This window comes from Enterobacter cloacae complex sp. HYC080_NIDB, assembly GCF_056673325.1.
In genome coordinates, this window is sequence record NZ_CP114212.1 from 24297 (window position 1) to 38161 (window position 13865).

General features: G+C 52.9%; 13 protein-coding genes. 7 read left to right on the forward strand and 6 right to left on the reverse strand.

What is annotated here, in order from left to right; all coding sequences use genetic code 11:
- Positions 1-15: 15 nt before the first annotated feature.
- Positions 16-1002: a serine/threonine protein kinase gene (locus tag O1723_RS00115; protein ID WP_014885769.1), complete on the forward strand. Its 987-nt coding sequence runs from the start codon at positions 16-18 to the stop codon at positions 1000-1002.
- A gap of 27 nt (positions 1003-1029) precedes the next feature.
- Positions 1030-1653 (forward strand): thiol:disulfide interchange protein DsbA, encoded by a 624-nt coding sequence (gene dsbA / locus O1723_RS00120; RefSeq protein ID WP_014885768.1) that lies wholly within the window; start codon positions 1030-1032, stop codon positions 1651-1653.
- 23 nt (positions 1654-1676) lie between these two features.
- Here the strand turns inward: dsbA and O1723_RS00125 are convergent, their stop codons facing one another.
- A complete protein-coding gene (locus O1723_RS00125; RefSeq protein ID WP_230622100.1) occupies positions 1677-2528 on the reverse strand; it encodes an acyltransferase in 852 nt (283 codons plus the stop codon).
- Between O1723_RS00125 and O1723_RS00130 the strand changes: the two genes are divergently transcribed.
- The 3 genes from O1723_RS00130 to spfP all read left to right on the forward strand — a co-directional run bounded on the left by O1723_RS00130 (position 2425) and on the right by spfP (position 6032).
- On the forward strand, positions 2425-2742 hold the full coding sequence (locus O1723_RS00130; protein ID WP_225990845.1) for a hypothetical protein: 318 nt from the start codon (positions 2425-2427) through the stop codon (positions 2740-2742). The genes O1723_RS00125 and O1723_RS00130 overlap by 104 nt on opposite strands.
- 283 nt (positions 2743-3025) lie before the next feature.
- A complete protein-coding gene (gene polA / locus O1723_RS00135) occupies positions 3026-5818 on the forward strand; it encodes a DNA polymerase I (protein ID WP_014885765.1) in 2793 nt (930 codons plus the stop codon).
- 166 nt (positions 5819-5984) lie between these two features.
- Complete coding sequence (gene spfP / locus O1723_RS00140) at positions 5985-6032, forward strand: small protein SpfP (RefSeq protein WP_071892919.1); 48 nt, start codon at positions 5985-5987, stop codon at positions 6030-6032.
- A 98-nt stretch (positions 6033-6130) separates the two neighbouring features.
- On the opposite strand, the gene yihA is transcribed toward spfP, so the two are convergent.
- Positions 6131-6760: a ribosome biogenesis GTP-binding protein YihA/YsxC gene (gene yihA, locus O1723_RS00145; RefSeq protein WP_014885764.1), complete on the reverse strand. Its 630-nt coding sequence runs from the start codon at positions 6758-6760 to the stop codon at positions 6131-6133.
- A 577-nt stretch (positions 6761-7337) separates the two neighbouring features.
- Here yihA and yihI point away from each other — a divergent pair.
- Positions 7338-7853 carry a Der GTPase-activating protein YihI gene (gene yihI, locus O1723_RS00150; RefSeq protein ID WP_014885763.1) on the forward strand — a complete coding sequence of 172 codons (516 nt, stop codon included), beginning with the start codon at positions 7338-7340 and terminating at the stop codon, positions 7851-7853.
- 188 nt (positions 7854-8041) lie between these two features.
- A complete protein-coding gene (gene hemN, locus O1723_RS00155) occupies positions 8042-9415 on the forward strand; it encodes an oxygen-independent coproporphyrinogen III oxidase (RefSeq protein ID WP_014885762.1) in 1374 nt (457 codons plus the stop codon).
- Between the two features lie 65 nt (positions 9416-9480).
- Here hemN and O1723_RS00160 read toward each other — a convergent pair whose 3' ends face one another.
- From O1723_RS00160 to glnA, 4 genes are all read right to left on the reverse strand, one after another.
- On the reverse strand, positions 9481-9591 hold the full coding sequence (locus O1723_RS00160) for a YshB family small membrane protein (protein WP_023331639.1): 111 nt from the start codon (positions 9589-9591) through the stop codon (positions 9481-9483).
- A 110-nt stretch (positions 9592-9701) separates the two neighbouring features.
- Positions 9702-11114, reverse strand: coding sequence for a nitrogen regulation protein NR(I) (glnG, locus tag O1723_RS00165; protein WP_014885761.1), 1413 nt, complete (start codon positions 11112-11114; stop codon positions 9702-9704).
- 11 nt (positions 11115-11125) lie between these two features.
- Positions 11126-12175, reverse strand: coding sequence for a nitrogen regulation protein NR(II) (gene glnL, locus O1723_RS00170; protein ID WP_014885760.1), 1050 nt, complete (start codon positions 12173-12175; stop codon positions 11126-11128).
- A gap of 169 nt (positions 12176-12344) precedes the next feature.
- On the reverse strand, positions 12345-13754 hold the full coding sequence (gene glnA / locus O1723_RS00175) for a glutamate--ammonia ligase (RefSeq protein WP_008501856.1): 1410 nt from the start codon (positions 13752-13754) through the stop codon (positions 12345-12347).
- Positions 13755-13865 lie beyond the last annotated feature (111 nt).

A 13865-nucleotide genomic window follows, 5' to 3' on the forward strand; every position in this document is an offset into this window, starting at 1 on the left:
TTTCCGGATGATCGGATGAACGACCAGGCTTTTACTTTCCAGACATTACACCCGGATACCATTATGGATGCCCTGTTTGAACAGGGCATTCGTGTGGATTCGGGGTTAACGCCTTTAAATAGCTACGAAAACCGTGTCTATCAATTCCAGGATGAGGATCGTCAGCGCTTTGTCGTGAAGTTCTATCGGCCTGAACGTTGGACCGCAGAACAAATTCAGGAAGAGCATCAGTTTGCTCACGATCTGCTGGATGACGATGTCCCGGTTGCCGCACCGATAAAATTCAACAACCAAACGCTGCTGACGCATGAAGGCTTTTATTACGCTGTATTCCCAAGCCTGGGTGGCCGCCAGTTTGAAGCGGATAATATCGATCAAATGGAGTGGGTTGCCCGCTATCTGGGTCGCATTCACCAGACGGGAAGAAAAACGGCATTCACAGCCCGACCGACGATCGGTATTCAGGAATATCTTATCGAGCCGCGCCAGGTATTCGAAACCTCTGCACTGATCCCCACTGGGCTAAAGGCTGATTTCCTCAGCGCCACCGATAAACTTATTGCTGCGGTAAAAACCTGCTGGCGCGATGATATTTCCGTCCTGCGCCTGCACGGCGATTGTCACGCCGGAAATATACTCTGGCGCGATGGCCCGCTGTTTGTCGATCTTGATGATGCGCGCATGGGGCCCGCGGTTCAGGACCTGTGGATGCTGATGAATGGCGACAAAGCCGAGCAACGCATGCAGCTTGAAACCATTATTGAAGCCTATGAAGAATTTAGCCCGTTTAATTCAGACGAAATTGCCCTGATTGAACCTTTACGTGCGATGCGTTTTGTATATTATCTCGCGTGGTTAATCAGGCGTTGGGACGATCCCGCATTTCCCCGTAATTTCCCGTGGCTTACCGGGGAAGATTACTGGCGCAGCCAGATATCTACATTCACTGAGCAGGTTAAGGTTCTTCAGGAACCCCCGCTGCAATTAACGCCGATGTATTAATAGGACACACCCAGGAGAGAGTTAATCATGAAAAAAATTTGGCTGGCGCTGGCAGGTATGATTCTGGCATTTAGCGCTTCTGCTGCACAATTTACCGATGGCAAACAGTACACTACGCTGGAGAAGCCGGTTGCTGGCGAGCCACAGGTTCTGGAGTTCTTCTCGTTCTACTGCCCGCACTGCTACCAGTTCGAAGAAGTGCTGCATGTTTCTGACAACGTGAAGAAAAAGCTGCCGGAAGGCACCAAAATGACTAAGTACCACGTTGAGTTCCTGGGCCCATTGGGTAAAGACCTGACTCAGGCGTGGGCGGTTGCGATGGCACTGGGCGTGGAAGATAAGATCACTGCCCCAATGTTTGAAGCCGTGCAGAAAACCCAGACCGTTCAGACCACAGCGGATATCCGTAAAGTGTTCGTTGATGCCGGTGTGAAAGGGGAAGAGTATGACGCCGCGTGGAATAGCTTTGTGGTGAAATCTCTGGTTGCTCAGCAGGAAAAAGCGGCGTCTGACCTGCAGCTTCAGGGCGTTCCGGCGATGTTCGTTAACGGTAAATATCAGCTGAACATGCAGGGCATGGACACCAGCAGCATGGATATTTTCGTTCAGCAGTATGCTGACACCGTGAAATACCTGGTTGAGAAAAAGTAAGTTCTTAGAGATGAAAACGCCGGTCACTGACCGGCGTTTTTGTATGAAGATTTAATGCTGTCTATCTGCTCGTCTTTTTCTTTCCAGAGTGTATTAAGCCACTGCTGGAAACGACGTTTGAAATTTTTATCGTTAACGTAGTCGCCATGCAGTTCGGCATCGACGGGAACTAAATTCACCCGCACAACAATGTGTGTCAGCTTGCCGCTGAGCATATCGAAGAACGGGGTGTTATCGTTCTTCGGGTAGCAGAGCGTGACGTTGAGTAACTTATCGAACTGAGCACCCAGTACATTAAGCGCCATCGCAATGCCCGCCGCCTTTGGCGGCAGCAGGTTTTGATACGGGGAGCGTGTTTGCTGACGTTTCTCTTCCGTAAACCGGGAGCCTTCCACAAAGTTCACAATGGTTGTTGGATGCGCGCGAAACTTTTCGCAGGAACGGCGGGTGGTCTCTACATCCTTACCACGACGCTCCGGATGACGAAGCAAATAGCTGCGCGAATAGCGTTTCATAAACGGCATATCGAGCGCCCAGCAGGCCAGCCCAATAAAAGGTACCCAGGCAAGTTGTTGCTTGAGGAAGTATTTATTCATCGGGATGTGTTTGCGGAAAAGCACGCATAACACCACGATGTCGGCCCAGCTGTGATGATTACAAATCAGCAGATACCAGTTCTTTTTATTGAGGTTCTCCAGTCCTTCGACATCCCACTTCAGATGCGGGTTCAGACACAACAGGATCGCCAGCCCTTCACACCAACAGTACATCATGAAGTTACAAAACGCTGACACGGCTCGCCACACCGAGGGCACAGGCAGCAGCAGTTTAATGATCCCGGCGATGATGATCGGCACGGAACAGGCGATCGTCACCAGAATAGTTAAAATGATGCTTAACAGTAAGGTTATTGCAGCGAGCAATCTCGACATGATGAGTTTTTTCAGGTGGTTAGCGGTAAGAGCGCGGCCGACACGTCGGCGCTGGGCGCTGATTTTACCAGAAAAACAACAAAGTATTGGCGCTTTCACGCCGTCATTTGACCGCTTTTACCCTGATGCAGAAGATTTCTCTAATATTGCGCACTAATCAGGACTTATATCCACATAGACTAAATTGCCATCAGTAAGCTGTTTTTATGTGATGCGCTTAATTAACAGTATGATATTTAATGATTTATTATCAGTATTGATCTGCAATGGCTGTCTGTTTTTCATTTGAAGTGAAAATATTCACAAACTTATCCACAGTTTGATTTTTGCGAGCGATCCTCACGATCGCAAAATCTTTTTCTGTATCGGGACTGAATAACTGATGTTTTCATCCTTATGTGGCATCCTTTACGCATAAATTGATTAAAGGCACGGACATTATGGTTCAGATCCCAGAAAACCCACTTATTCTCGTCGATGGCTCATCTTACCTGTATCGGGCATACCATGCGTTTCCTCCTCTGACCAATAGCGCAGGGGAACCTACCGGCGCAATGTACGGCGTGCTGAATATGCTGCGCAGCCTGATCCTTCAGTATCAGCCAACCCATGCGGCAGTCGTTTTTGATGCGAAAGGCAAAACCTTCCGCGATGAGTTGTTCGAGCATTACAAATCCCACCGTCCGCCTATGCCTGACGATCTACGTGCGCAAATTGAGCCGCTGCACGCCATGGTGAAAGCGATGGGCCTGCCGCTGCTGGCTGTCTCTGGCGTGGAAGCCGACGACGTCATCGGTACGCTGGCGCGAGAAGCAGAAAAAATGGGTCGTCCGGTACTGATCAGCACCGGTGATAAAGATATGGCACAGTTGGTGACGCCAGGCATCACCCTGATTAACACTATGACCAATACCATTCTGGGGCCAGAAGAGGTGGTCACTAAGTATGGTGTGCCGCCGGAACTGATTATCGACTTCCTTGCCTTGATGGGCGACTCCTCGGATAACATTCCTGGTGTGCCCGGCGTCGGTGAAAAAACCGCGCAGGCGTTGCTTCAGGGTCTGGGTGGGTTGGATACGCTTTACGCCGAATCAGACAAAATTGCAGGCCTCTCCTTCCGTGGCGCAAAAACCATGGCCGGCAAACTGGAAGAGAACAAAGAGGTGGCTTATCTCTCTTATAAGCTGGCAACAATTAAAACCGATGTCGAACTGGAACTGGGCTGTGAGCAGCTGGAAGTGCAACAGCCTTCTGCTGACGAATTGCTGAACCTGTTTAAGAAATACGAATTCAAGCGCTGGACCACTGACGTGGAAGCGGGTAAATGGCTGCAGGCGAAAGGGGCCAAACCTGCTGCAAAGCCAAAAGAGACGATTGTCGTTGATGCCGAAGAGCAGGCAGAAGAAGAAGCCACAGTCCTCTCCTTCGATAACTACGAAACCATTCTTGAAGAGTCGCAGCTGATCGCCTGGATCGAGAAACTGAAAAAGGCACCGGTGTTTGCCTTTGATACCGAAACTGACAGCCTCGATAATATCTCTGCCAACATGGTGGGTCTGTCCTTTGCAACAGAGCCGGGTATGGCAGCCTATGTGCCTGTGGCGCACGATTATCTGGATGCACCAGAGCAGATCTCTCGCGAACGCGTGCTTGAGCTGCTGAAGCCGATTCTGGAAGACGAAAAGGCGCTGAAGGTCGGGCAAAACCTCAAGTATGACCGCGGTATTCTGCAAAACTACGGCATTGAACTGCGCGGGATTGCCTTCGACACCATGCTCGAATCCTATATTCTGGACAGCGTCGCGGGTCGTCATGATATGGATTCCTTATCTGACCGCTGGCTCAAGCACAAAACCATCACCTTTGAAGAGATTGCCGGTAAAGGAAAAAATCAGCTCACCTTTAACCAGATAGCTCTCGAAGAAGCAGGGCGCTACGCGGCGGAAGATGCCGACGTTACGCTGCAGCTGCATCTGAAAATGTGGCCGAAACTGCAGAAGCATGAAGGTCCGCTCAACGTGTTCCAGCATATCGAAATGCCGCTGGTTCCCGTGTTGTCGCGTATTGAACGCAACGGCGTAAAAATCGACCCTACGGTGCTGCATAACCACTCCGGAGAGTTGGCACAGCGTCTGACCGAGCTTGAGCAGAAAGCCCATGAGCTTGCAGGCGAGCCGTTTAACCTCTCTTCACCGAAACAGTTGCAAACCATCCTGTTTGAAAAACAGGGCATCAAGCCGCTGAAGAAAACCCCTGGCGGTGCGCCATCCACCTCTGAAGAGGTGCTGGAAGAACTGGCACTGGATTACCCGCTGCCAAAAGTGATCCTGCAGTACCGTGGTCTCGCGAAGCTGAAGTCTACTTATACCGACAAGCTCCCGCTGATGATCAACCCGAAAACGGGCCGGGTGCATACGTCATATCATCAGGCGGTTGCGGCAACCGGTCGACTCTCGTCAACCGATCCAAACCTGCAGAACATCCCGGTGCGTAATGAAGAGGGGCGTCGCATTCGCCAGGCCTTTATTGCACCTGATGACTACCTGATTGTCTCGGCTGACTACTCGCAAATTGAGTTGCGCATTATGGCGCACCTGTCCCGTGACAAAGGCCTGCTGACGGCATTTGCGGAAGGGAAAGATATTCACCGGGCGACCGCAGCGGAAGTGTTCGGTTTGCCGCTGGACAGCGTGACAAACGAGCAGCGCCGCAGCGCAAAAGCGATCAACTTCGGTCTGATCTACGGTATGAGCGCTTTCGGCCTTTCACGCCAGCTCAACATCCCGCGTAAAGAGTCGCAGAAGTATATGGATCTCTACTTCGAACGTTACCCGGGCGTGCTGGAGTACATGGAACGCACTCGCGCTCAGGCGAAAGAGAAAGGTTACGTTGAAACCCTGGATGGCCGCCGTCTTTATCTTCCGGACATCAAATCCAGCAACGCGGCGCGCCGCGCTGGCGCAGAACGTGCCGCGATCAACGCCCCGATGCAGGGAACTGCAGCAGACATCATCAAGCGTGCAATGATTGCCGTGGATGCCTGGCTGGAGAAAGAGAAGCCGCGCGTGAAAATGATCATGCAGGTACACGATGAACTGGTGTTTGAAGTGCATAAAGACGATCTCGACACCGTGTCGAAAAAGATCCACGAACTGATGGAAAGCAGCATGACGCTTGACGTGCCGTTGCTGGTGGAAGTGGGGAGTGGTGAAAACTGGGATCAGGCTCACTAACGGTTCTGTGAATAACGCGCTTTTTATGTAAGTTAGCAACATAACCACGTGCGTTTTGTGACGATCATTAGAATTCCCTATGTAAAGAATGAAAAAAAACTACAAAAAGTGCTTTTTCTGCAGCAAAAAAAGGGGTAGAGTTATCGACGTAGGGTACAGAGGTAAGATGTTCTATCTTTCAGACCTTTTACTTCACGTAATCGGATTTGGCTGAATATTTTAGCCGCCCCAGTCAGTAATGACTGGGGCGTTTTTTATTGTGGCAAAGAAAAGTTCATGTAAAAAAAAGCGCGGGCATTGCCGCGCTCAGTATTACTCTTCTTCCGCTTCTGTCGCGGGTTCCAGCTCGTTAAACCAGCTATCAAGCTTCTGGCGCAGCTTGTCTACACCCTGTTTTTTCAGCGAAGAGAAAGGCTCCACCTGAACATCGCCATTGAAGGCCAGTACCGCTTCGCGAACCATATTCACCTGCGCTTTACGCGCACCGCTTGCCAGCTTATCGGCTTTTGTCAGCAGCACCAGCACGGCAATATCGCTTGCGACGGCCCAGTCGATCATCTGCTGATCGAGATCTTTCAGCGGATGGCGAATGTCCATCAGCACCACCAGACCTTTCAGGCACATGCGTTTTTCCAGGTATTCGCCCAGCGCACGTTGCCATTTGATCTTCATCTCTTCAGGCACCTGCGCATAACCATATCCCGGCAAGTCGACCAGGCGTTTGCCTTCAGCCACTTCAAAGAGGTTGATCAGCTGGGTACGGCCAGGCGTTTTTGAGGTGCGCGCCAGGTTCTTCTGATTGGTCAGCGTATTCAGGGCGCTGGATTTCCCCGCATTGGAGCGGCCAGCAAAAGCCACTTCAATACCGGTATCAGAAGGCAGGTGGCGAATATCGGGCGCACTGGTGACAAAATGCGTCTGTTGGTAGTTCCAGGTAGTCACGTGGTCGTCTCCAAAATCGTAATCTGGGGGGGATTATACCCGAATGCCAACAAAAGGCTTTTCTCATTACACAGAGCTTGCAGGGGAAAGCCCGCACTTGTGTGAGAGATCGGCTCATCATGCTATGGGAGATTTAAGAGAATTCGCAGGTGTCAAAAAAGTCAAACTGTTTTAAATCATAAGCTTATTTCCGGGTAATTGTCTGAAAATCTCTTTTTGCACCGTTTCGTTGCTTGTTAGTTTAAGCGAACAAGGTAAAGTATGCGTCAGGGCGAGGAAGCCAACAGGAATTCGACTTAAGGATTAGGGTCAGGAGCGCCAGGAGGCGAAGACGCAGGACAGTCAGGACGACCGGCGCCTGGAGGCGTTTTAAAAGGAAAGGGAACCGTACACGGACGGTATCAGCCAAGGGATAAACAGGGTTTGTTGTTGGTAAACATGGAATGTCTGACCCGCTAAGGGTTGTGAGTCAGGAAAAAAGGCGACAGATTGCTCTGTCGCCTTTTTTCTTTGCTTGCTTTCTGCTAGATTTCGCCGCAATTCTATACTGAAGAAAACGACTTAAAGACAAAACATCATGAAAAAACCAACCTCCGCAGCGGGTGCTAAACGCCCTGCGAAAGCACGCCGCAAAACGCGCGAAGAACTGAACCAGGAAGCGCGCGATCGCAAACGCGATAAAAAACATCGTGGCCATGCTGCGGGAAGCCGTGCGAACGGCGGTGGTGCAGCGGGCGCTTCTGCAAAAGGCAAACAGCAGAAAGATCCTCGTATCGGCAGTAAAACTCCCATTCCACTGGGCGTGACAGACACCCCGGTCACTAAGCAGCACAAACCAAAGAGCGAGAAACCTATGCTTTCACCGCAGGCTGAGCTGGATTTGCTGGAGAACGATGAGCGCCTGGACGCGCTGCTGGAACGTCTTGAAGAGGGTGAAACCCTGACCGCTGAAGAGCAGTCATGGGTGGATGCCAAACTGGACCGCATTGATGAGCTGATGCAGAAGCTGGGTCTGTCTTATGACGACGAAGACGACGAAGAAGAAGATGAAAAGCAGGAAGATATGATGCGTCTTCTGAAGGGTGGAAACTAACATTTGCACCCGGCAGGTACGATAGTCCTGCTTATAACCCTTCCGGTTATATGTTATCTGGTGTGGTTATTCGTTAAACTACGGCGGTTGTCGCGGCGACAGAAGTGGCTGCGCACCCGAATGATGGTCCGCAACGGGGCCAGAACGGGCCGCCGTATACGAACGCGACACCAACGGAAGGAGTGAGCATGTCAGCACCAACTATCGACTGGGATTTGGCCCTAATCCAGAAATATAACTATTCCGGGCCGCGTTATACGTCATACCCCACTGCGCTGGAGTTCTCCGATGCCTTCGGCGAGGCGGATTTTCAGCAGGCTGTTGCGCGCTATCCTGAGCGCCCGCTGTCGCTCTACGTCCATATTCCGTTCTGCCACAAGCTCTGCTACTTCTGCGGCTGCAATAAAATCGTTACCCGTCAGCAGCATAAAGCCGATCAGTATCTCGATGCGCTCGAACAGGAAATTCTTCACCGCGCACCGCTGTTTAAAGGGCGTCACGTCAGCCAGCTTCATTGGGGCGGCGGCACGCCAACCTACCTGAATAAAGCGCAAATCACGCGTTTGATGACGCTTTTACGCAGCCACTTTAATTTTAACGACGATGCTGAAATCTCGATCGAGGTTGACCCGCGTGAAATTGAGCTGGATGTCCTGGATCACTTACGCGCGGAAGGCTTCAATCGTCTGAGCATGGGCGTGCAGGATTTCAACAAAGAGGTCCAGCGTCTGGTGAACCGCGAGCAGGACGAAGAGTTTATCTTTGCCTTGCTCAATCATGCGCGTGAAATCGGCTTTACATCGACCAATATTGACCTGATTTACGGCCTGCCAAAACAGACGCCAGAGAGCTTCGCCTTCACGCTGAAGCGTGTGGCCGAGCTTAACCCGGACCGCCTGAGCGTCTTTAACTATGCGCACCTGCCGACGTTGTTTGCCGCCCAGCGTAAAATCAAAGATGCGGATCTCCCTTCTGCTCAGCAGAAACTGGATATCCTGCAGGAAACCATTACTTCGCTGACCGAGACCGGCTATCAGTTTATCGGTATGGATCACTTTGCTCGTCCGGATGACGAACTGGCGATCGCCCAGCGAGAAGGGGTGCTGCACCGCAACTTCCAGGGATACACCACGCAGGGCGATACCGATCTGCTCGGTCTGGGCGTCTCCGCGATAAGCATGATGGGCGACTGCTACGCGCAGAACCAGAAAGAGCTGAAGCTGTATTATCAGCAGGTGGATGAAACCGGCAACGCCCTGTGGCGCGGCATTGCGTTAACCCGTGATGACTGTATCCGTCGCGATGTGATCAAGGCGCTTATCTGCAACTTCCGTCTCGAATTCAGCGATGTTGAGACGCAGTGGGATCTGCACTTCAGGGATTACTTCGCGGAAGATCTGAAGCTTCTGGCACCGCTGGCGAAAGATGGGCTGGTGGAGGTGTCGGAGAGTGCCGTTGAGGTCACGCCGAAGGGGCGTCTGTTGATTCGTAACATCTGTATGTGCTTTGACGCGTATCTGCGCCAGAAGGCGCGCATGCAGCAGTTCTCGCGGGTAATTTAAGTAGCAAAAGCACTAAATGTAGGCCGGGTAAGCGAAGCGCCACCCGGCTTTTTATCGCCAACTCGCTAGCTAAACAGCCCCACCAGCGCCGCACACAAAACAGCCGCAACGGCGGTTTGTGGCGTGTGGCTTTCAACGGCTCCGCTAGAGAGCATATTTACCAAAGTTTCCAGCATGATCGACACCCTCAATTTCCGGGCACGATCATACAAAACTCATCAGAACAGTAAAGCGCAAAATAACGGCAATTTGCGCTCAATTAATAACCTTTACACTTCGGGTAAGATTACTCCATTCCCAGCTCTTTAAGCTTGCGCGTCAGGGTATTACGCCCCCATCCCAACAGGCGGGCGGCTTCCTGCTTATGGCCTTGCGTATGACGAAGCGCGGTGGTCAACAACGTACGTTCCATCTCTGGCTGGGCTTCAGACAACAAGTTTTGATGACCGGAACGCAGCGCGCGGTCGGCCCATTGTGCCAGCAGCGTCGCCCAGCTGTCCGGCAACGCGTGACCGGTACTGCTCTCAGGCGCGGTCGCTTCAAACAGTTCGGCCGGTAAATCCTGAATTAACACTTCCTGCCCGGCAGCCATCACGGTTAACCAGCGACAGGTATTCTCCAGCTGACGCACGTTGCCAGGCCACGCCAGACGCGTCAGGGCGGCATCGGTTTCCGGGTGAAGCTGCTTGGCTTCCACCCCCAGCTCGCGGGCGGCCACCTGCAGGAAATGTCGCGCCAGGCGGGGAATATCTTCCCGGCGCTCACGCAGCGGCGGCAGATGAACGCGAATCACGTTCAGGCGATGGAATAAATCCTCACGGAATTTGCCTTCCTGTACGCGTTGCTCCAGGTTCTGGTGCGTCGCGGCGATAATGCGCACGTCCACCTTCACCGGCGCGTAGCCGCCCACGCGATAAAACTGCCCGTCGGCCAGCACGCGCAACAGGCGGGTCTGAACATCCAGCGGCATATCGCCGATCTCGTCCAGGAAAAGCGTCCCGCCATCAGCCTGTTCGAAGCGCCCCTGGCGAATGGTATTCGCGCCGGTAAACGCCCCCTTCTCGTGGCCGAACAGCTCGGACTCAATCAAATCTTTTGGGATCGCGGCCATATTCAGGGCGATAAACGGCGCTTTTGCTCGCGGGCTGTGGCGATGCAAGGCATGCGCCACAAGCTCTTTACCGGTTCCCGACTCACCGTTGATCAGCACGCTGATGGATGAACGCGACAGACGGCCAATAATGCGAAACACATCCTGCATCGCCGGCGCTTCGCCGATGATGTCGGTGGTAGGCCCAAAATCGGGCGCGTGGCGCGGCTGTTGCTGCTCCTGGTAGTGGCTAATCGCACGCTCAACCAGTGCCACCGCCTCATCGATATCAAACGGTTTGGGCAGATAATCGAACGCCCCTTGCTGATAGGCACTCACAGCGGCATCCAGATCGGAGTGTGCCGTCATTATGATGACCGGAAGCATAGGGTGGCGTTGTTTGATCTGCTTTAAAAGCGCCAGCCCGTCCATGCCTGGCATGCGAATATCCGAAAGCAGAACGTCTGGCGTTTTGGTAGTGAGTGCATCGAGCACGTCGCTACCGCTCTCAAACGTCGTGCAGCTTAATCCTGCCCCTGTGAGCGCGCGTTCAAGCACCCAACGGATGGAGCTATCGTCATCGACTACCCAGACTATCCCTCGTTGCATAAACGTCACCTTTATTTTTTAATCGGCAGGAAAACCGAAAACTCGGTATGTCCCGGCCAACTGGTAAATTCAATTTTTCCGGAGTGCTGATCGATCAAGCTGCGGGCGATAGATAAGCCCAGGCCGGTCCCGCCTTCGCGACCGCTGACCATCGGATAAAACAGAGTGTCCTGAAGATGGGAGGGAATACCGGGCCCGTTATCCTCGACGTCGATGCGCGCCGCCAGCCGATAGCGCACGCCGTGTAAGGTGAGCTGGAAGGCGGTACGGGTACGTAAAATAATCTCGCCCCCTTCCGGTCCCAGCGCCTGCAGGGCATTACGCACGATATTCAACAGGACCTGCTCAATTTGATCCGGGTCATGCGCCAGTTCCGGCAGGCTGGGGTCGTAATCACGCACCAGCGTGACGTTCTCCGGCAGTTCCATCGAGACGAGTTTCACGACGCGTTCAGCCACCTTATGAATGCTTTCCGTAACATGCATTCCCGGCTGTTGCGGCCCCAGAAGACGGTCAACCAGATTACGCAGACGGTCCGCCTGCTCAATGATGACGTTGGTGTACTCCGCCAGCGCAGGATCGGGTAACGCCTTGGTCAGAAGCTGCGCCGCACCGCGTAACCCACCCAGCGGGTTTTTGATTTCATGCGCCAGACCACGCACCAGGTCACGGGCGGCAATTTGCTGCGCATGCTGGAGCTGCTCCTGGCTCAGGCGACGCTGATTATCCATCGGCGCCATTTCAAGCAGGATCATCCCTTCAGGAAGTCGTTGCGCAGTCAGCGACAGAATATGCGAGCGCCCGTCGATCACCAGCGTCACTTCGTTATCGGTAAACCCCTGGCCGGCCTGCAAACTTTCCTGCATCAGGCCAATATTCAGCGAAAAATAGCTCAGGAGTTCCGGAAGCGGGGTACCAAACAGTTTCCGCGCGCTTTGGGCCAGCAGCTGCTGCGCCGCCGGGTTGGCGTAATGAACGGCCAGCTCGTCGTCAACCAGCAAGATACTGTTAATTAAAGAATTGAGGATCTGCCCAGCATCGGGCAGCGTGCCAGTTGCCATTCAGCAGTCTCCTGGAGTCGTTGCACTGTTTTAGTGCAGTATAGCTTTTTCGGCGTAAAAAGCGCGTGAGATCAGGTTGTTGGTGGAGAAAAAAGCCCATCCGGAGATGGGCTAAAAGTTTCCACGGCAACTACTCCCGGCGCTTGTCACGCCGGGTAAAACAACTTAATTAAACGCTGTAGTACAGTTCGAACTCAACCGGGTGTGGCGTCATGCGCACGCGGTCGTTCTCTTCGGTACGCAGGGCGATGTAAGCATCGATAGCGTCGTCAGTGAACACGCCGCCCGCCGTCAGGAACTCACGGTCTGCGTCCAGCGCCTGCAGGGCTTCTTCCAGAGAGCCAGCAACCTGTGGGATCTCTTTCGCTTCTTCTGGCGGCAGGTCGTACAGGTTTTTGTCCATCGCTTCGCCTGGGTGGATCTTGTTCTTGATACCGTCCAGACCGGCCATCAGCAGTGCTGCGAAGCACAGGTATGGGTTAGCCGCTGGGTCCGGGAAGCGAACTTCGATACGACGCGCTTTAGGAGACGCCACCACCGGGATACGGATAGAAGCAGAACGGTTACGCGCAGAGTAAGCCAGCATGACTGGTGCTTCGTAGCCCGGGACCAGACGCTTGTAGGAGTTCGTGGTTGGGTTCGCCAGGGCGTTGATCGCTTTAGCGTGTTTGATAACGCCGCCAATGTAGTACAGCGCCTGCTCAGACAGACCAGCATATTTGTCGCCAGAGAACAGGTTGGTGCCGTTCTTGGACAGAGACATGTGGCAGTGCATACCGGAACCGTTATCGCCAAACATCGGTTTTGGCATGAAGGTCGCGGTTTTACCGAAACGGTGCGCAACGTTATGCACAACGTATTTGTAGATCTGAATTTCGTCCGCTTTTTTGGTCATGGTGTTGAAGCGGGTAGCCACTTCGTTCTGACCCGCAGTCGCGACTTCGTGGTGGTGAGCTTCAACCACCAGGCCCATTTCTTCCATCACCAGACACATGGTGGAACGGATGTCCTGTGCAGAATCGACCGGTGGAACCGGGAAGTAACCGCCTTTCACGCCTGGACGGTGACCTTTGTTACCACCTTCGTATTTGGTGGAGGAGTTCCATGCACCTTCGATGTCGTCGATTGCTACGTGGGAGCCAGAAATAGAGGCACCGAAACGAATGTCATCGAACAGGAAGAACTCTGGCTCTGGCCCGAACAGCACGGTATCCGCGATGCCGGTAGAACGCAGGTACTCTTCAGCGCGTTTAGCGATAGAACGTGGGTCGCGGTCGTAGCCCTGCAGCGTGCCTGGCTCGAGGATGTCGCAACGGATGATCAGGGTTGGTTCTTCGAAGAACGGATCAATGACCGCGGTGGTTGCATCTGGCATCAGAACCATGTCGGATTCGTTAATGCCTTTCCAGCCACCAATGGAGGAGCCGTCAAACATTTTGCCTTCTTCAAAGAATTCGGCGTTCACCTGATGAGCAGGGATTGTGACGTGCTGTTCTTTACCTTTGGTATCAGTGAAGCGCAGATCAACAAACTTCACTTCATGTTCGTTCAGCATCGTCAAAACGTGTTCAGCGGACATACTTAACTCTCCAGATTGGTCATTGTCGTCGTGGTAACGAGGTCTTCAATTTCTGTTTGTACTGGCCGTGTGCCATGTATTTTTATAAAGCGAAATCTGTGCCAACTTTTA

What these genes read in the sequence shown, in the direction of transcription:
- O1723_RS00115 (WP_014885769.1), top strand. Translation starts at nt 16, where the DNA reads ATGAACGACCAGGCTTTTACTTTCCAGACATTACACCCGGATACCATT.
- dsbA (WP_014885768.1), top strand. Translation starts at nt 1,030, where the DNA reads ATGAAAAAAATTTGGCTGGCGCTGGCAGGTATGATTCTGGCATTTAGC.
- O1723_RS00130 (WP_225990845.1), top strand. Translation starts at nt 2,425, where the DNA reads ATGAAGTTACAAAACGCTGACACGGCTCGCCACACCGAGGGCACAGGC.
- polA (WP_014885765.1), top strand. Translation starts at nt 3,026, where the DNA reads ATGGTTCAGATCCCAGAAAACCCACTTATTCTCGTCGATGGCTCATCT.
- yihI (WP_014885763.1), top strand. Translation starts at nt 7,338, where the DNA reads ATGAAAAAACCAACCTCCGCAGCGGGTGCTAAACGCCCTGCGAAAGCA.
- hemN (WP_014885762.1), top strand. Translation starts at nt 8,042, where the DNA reads ATGTCAGCACCAACTATCGACTGGGATTTGGCCCTAATCCAGAAATAT.
- O1723_RS00160 (WP_023331639.1), bottom strand. Translation starts at nt 9,591, where the DNA reads ATGCTGGAAACTTTGGTAAATATGCTCTCTAGCGGAGCCGTTGAAAGC.
- glnG (WP_014885761.1), bottom strand. Translation starts at nt 11,114, where the DNA reads ATGCAACGAGGGATAGTCTGGGTAGTCGATGACGATAGCTCCATCCGT.
- glnL (WP_014885760.1), bottom strand. Translation starts at nt 12,175, where the DNA reads ATGGCAACTGGCACGCTGCCCGATGCTGGGCAGATCCTCAATTCTTTA.
- glnA (WP_008501856.1), bottom strand. Translation starts at nt 13,754, where the DNA reads ATGTCCGCTGAACACGTTTTGACGATGCTGAACGAACATGAAGTGAAG.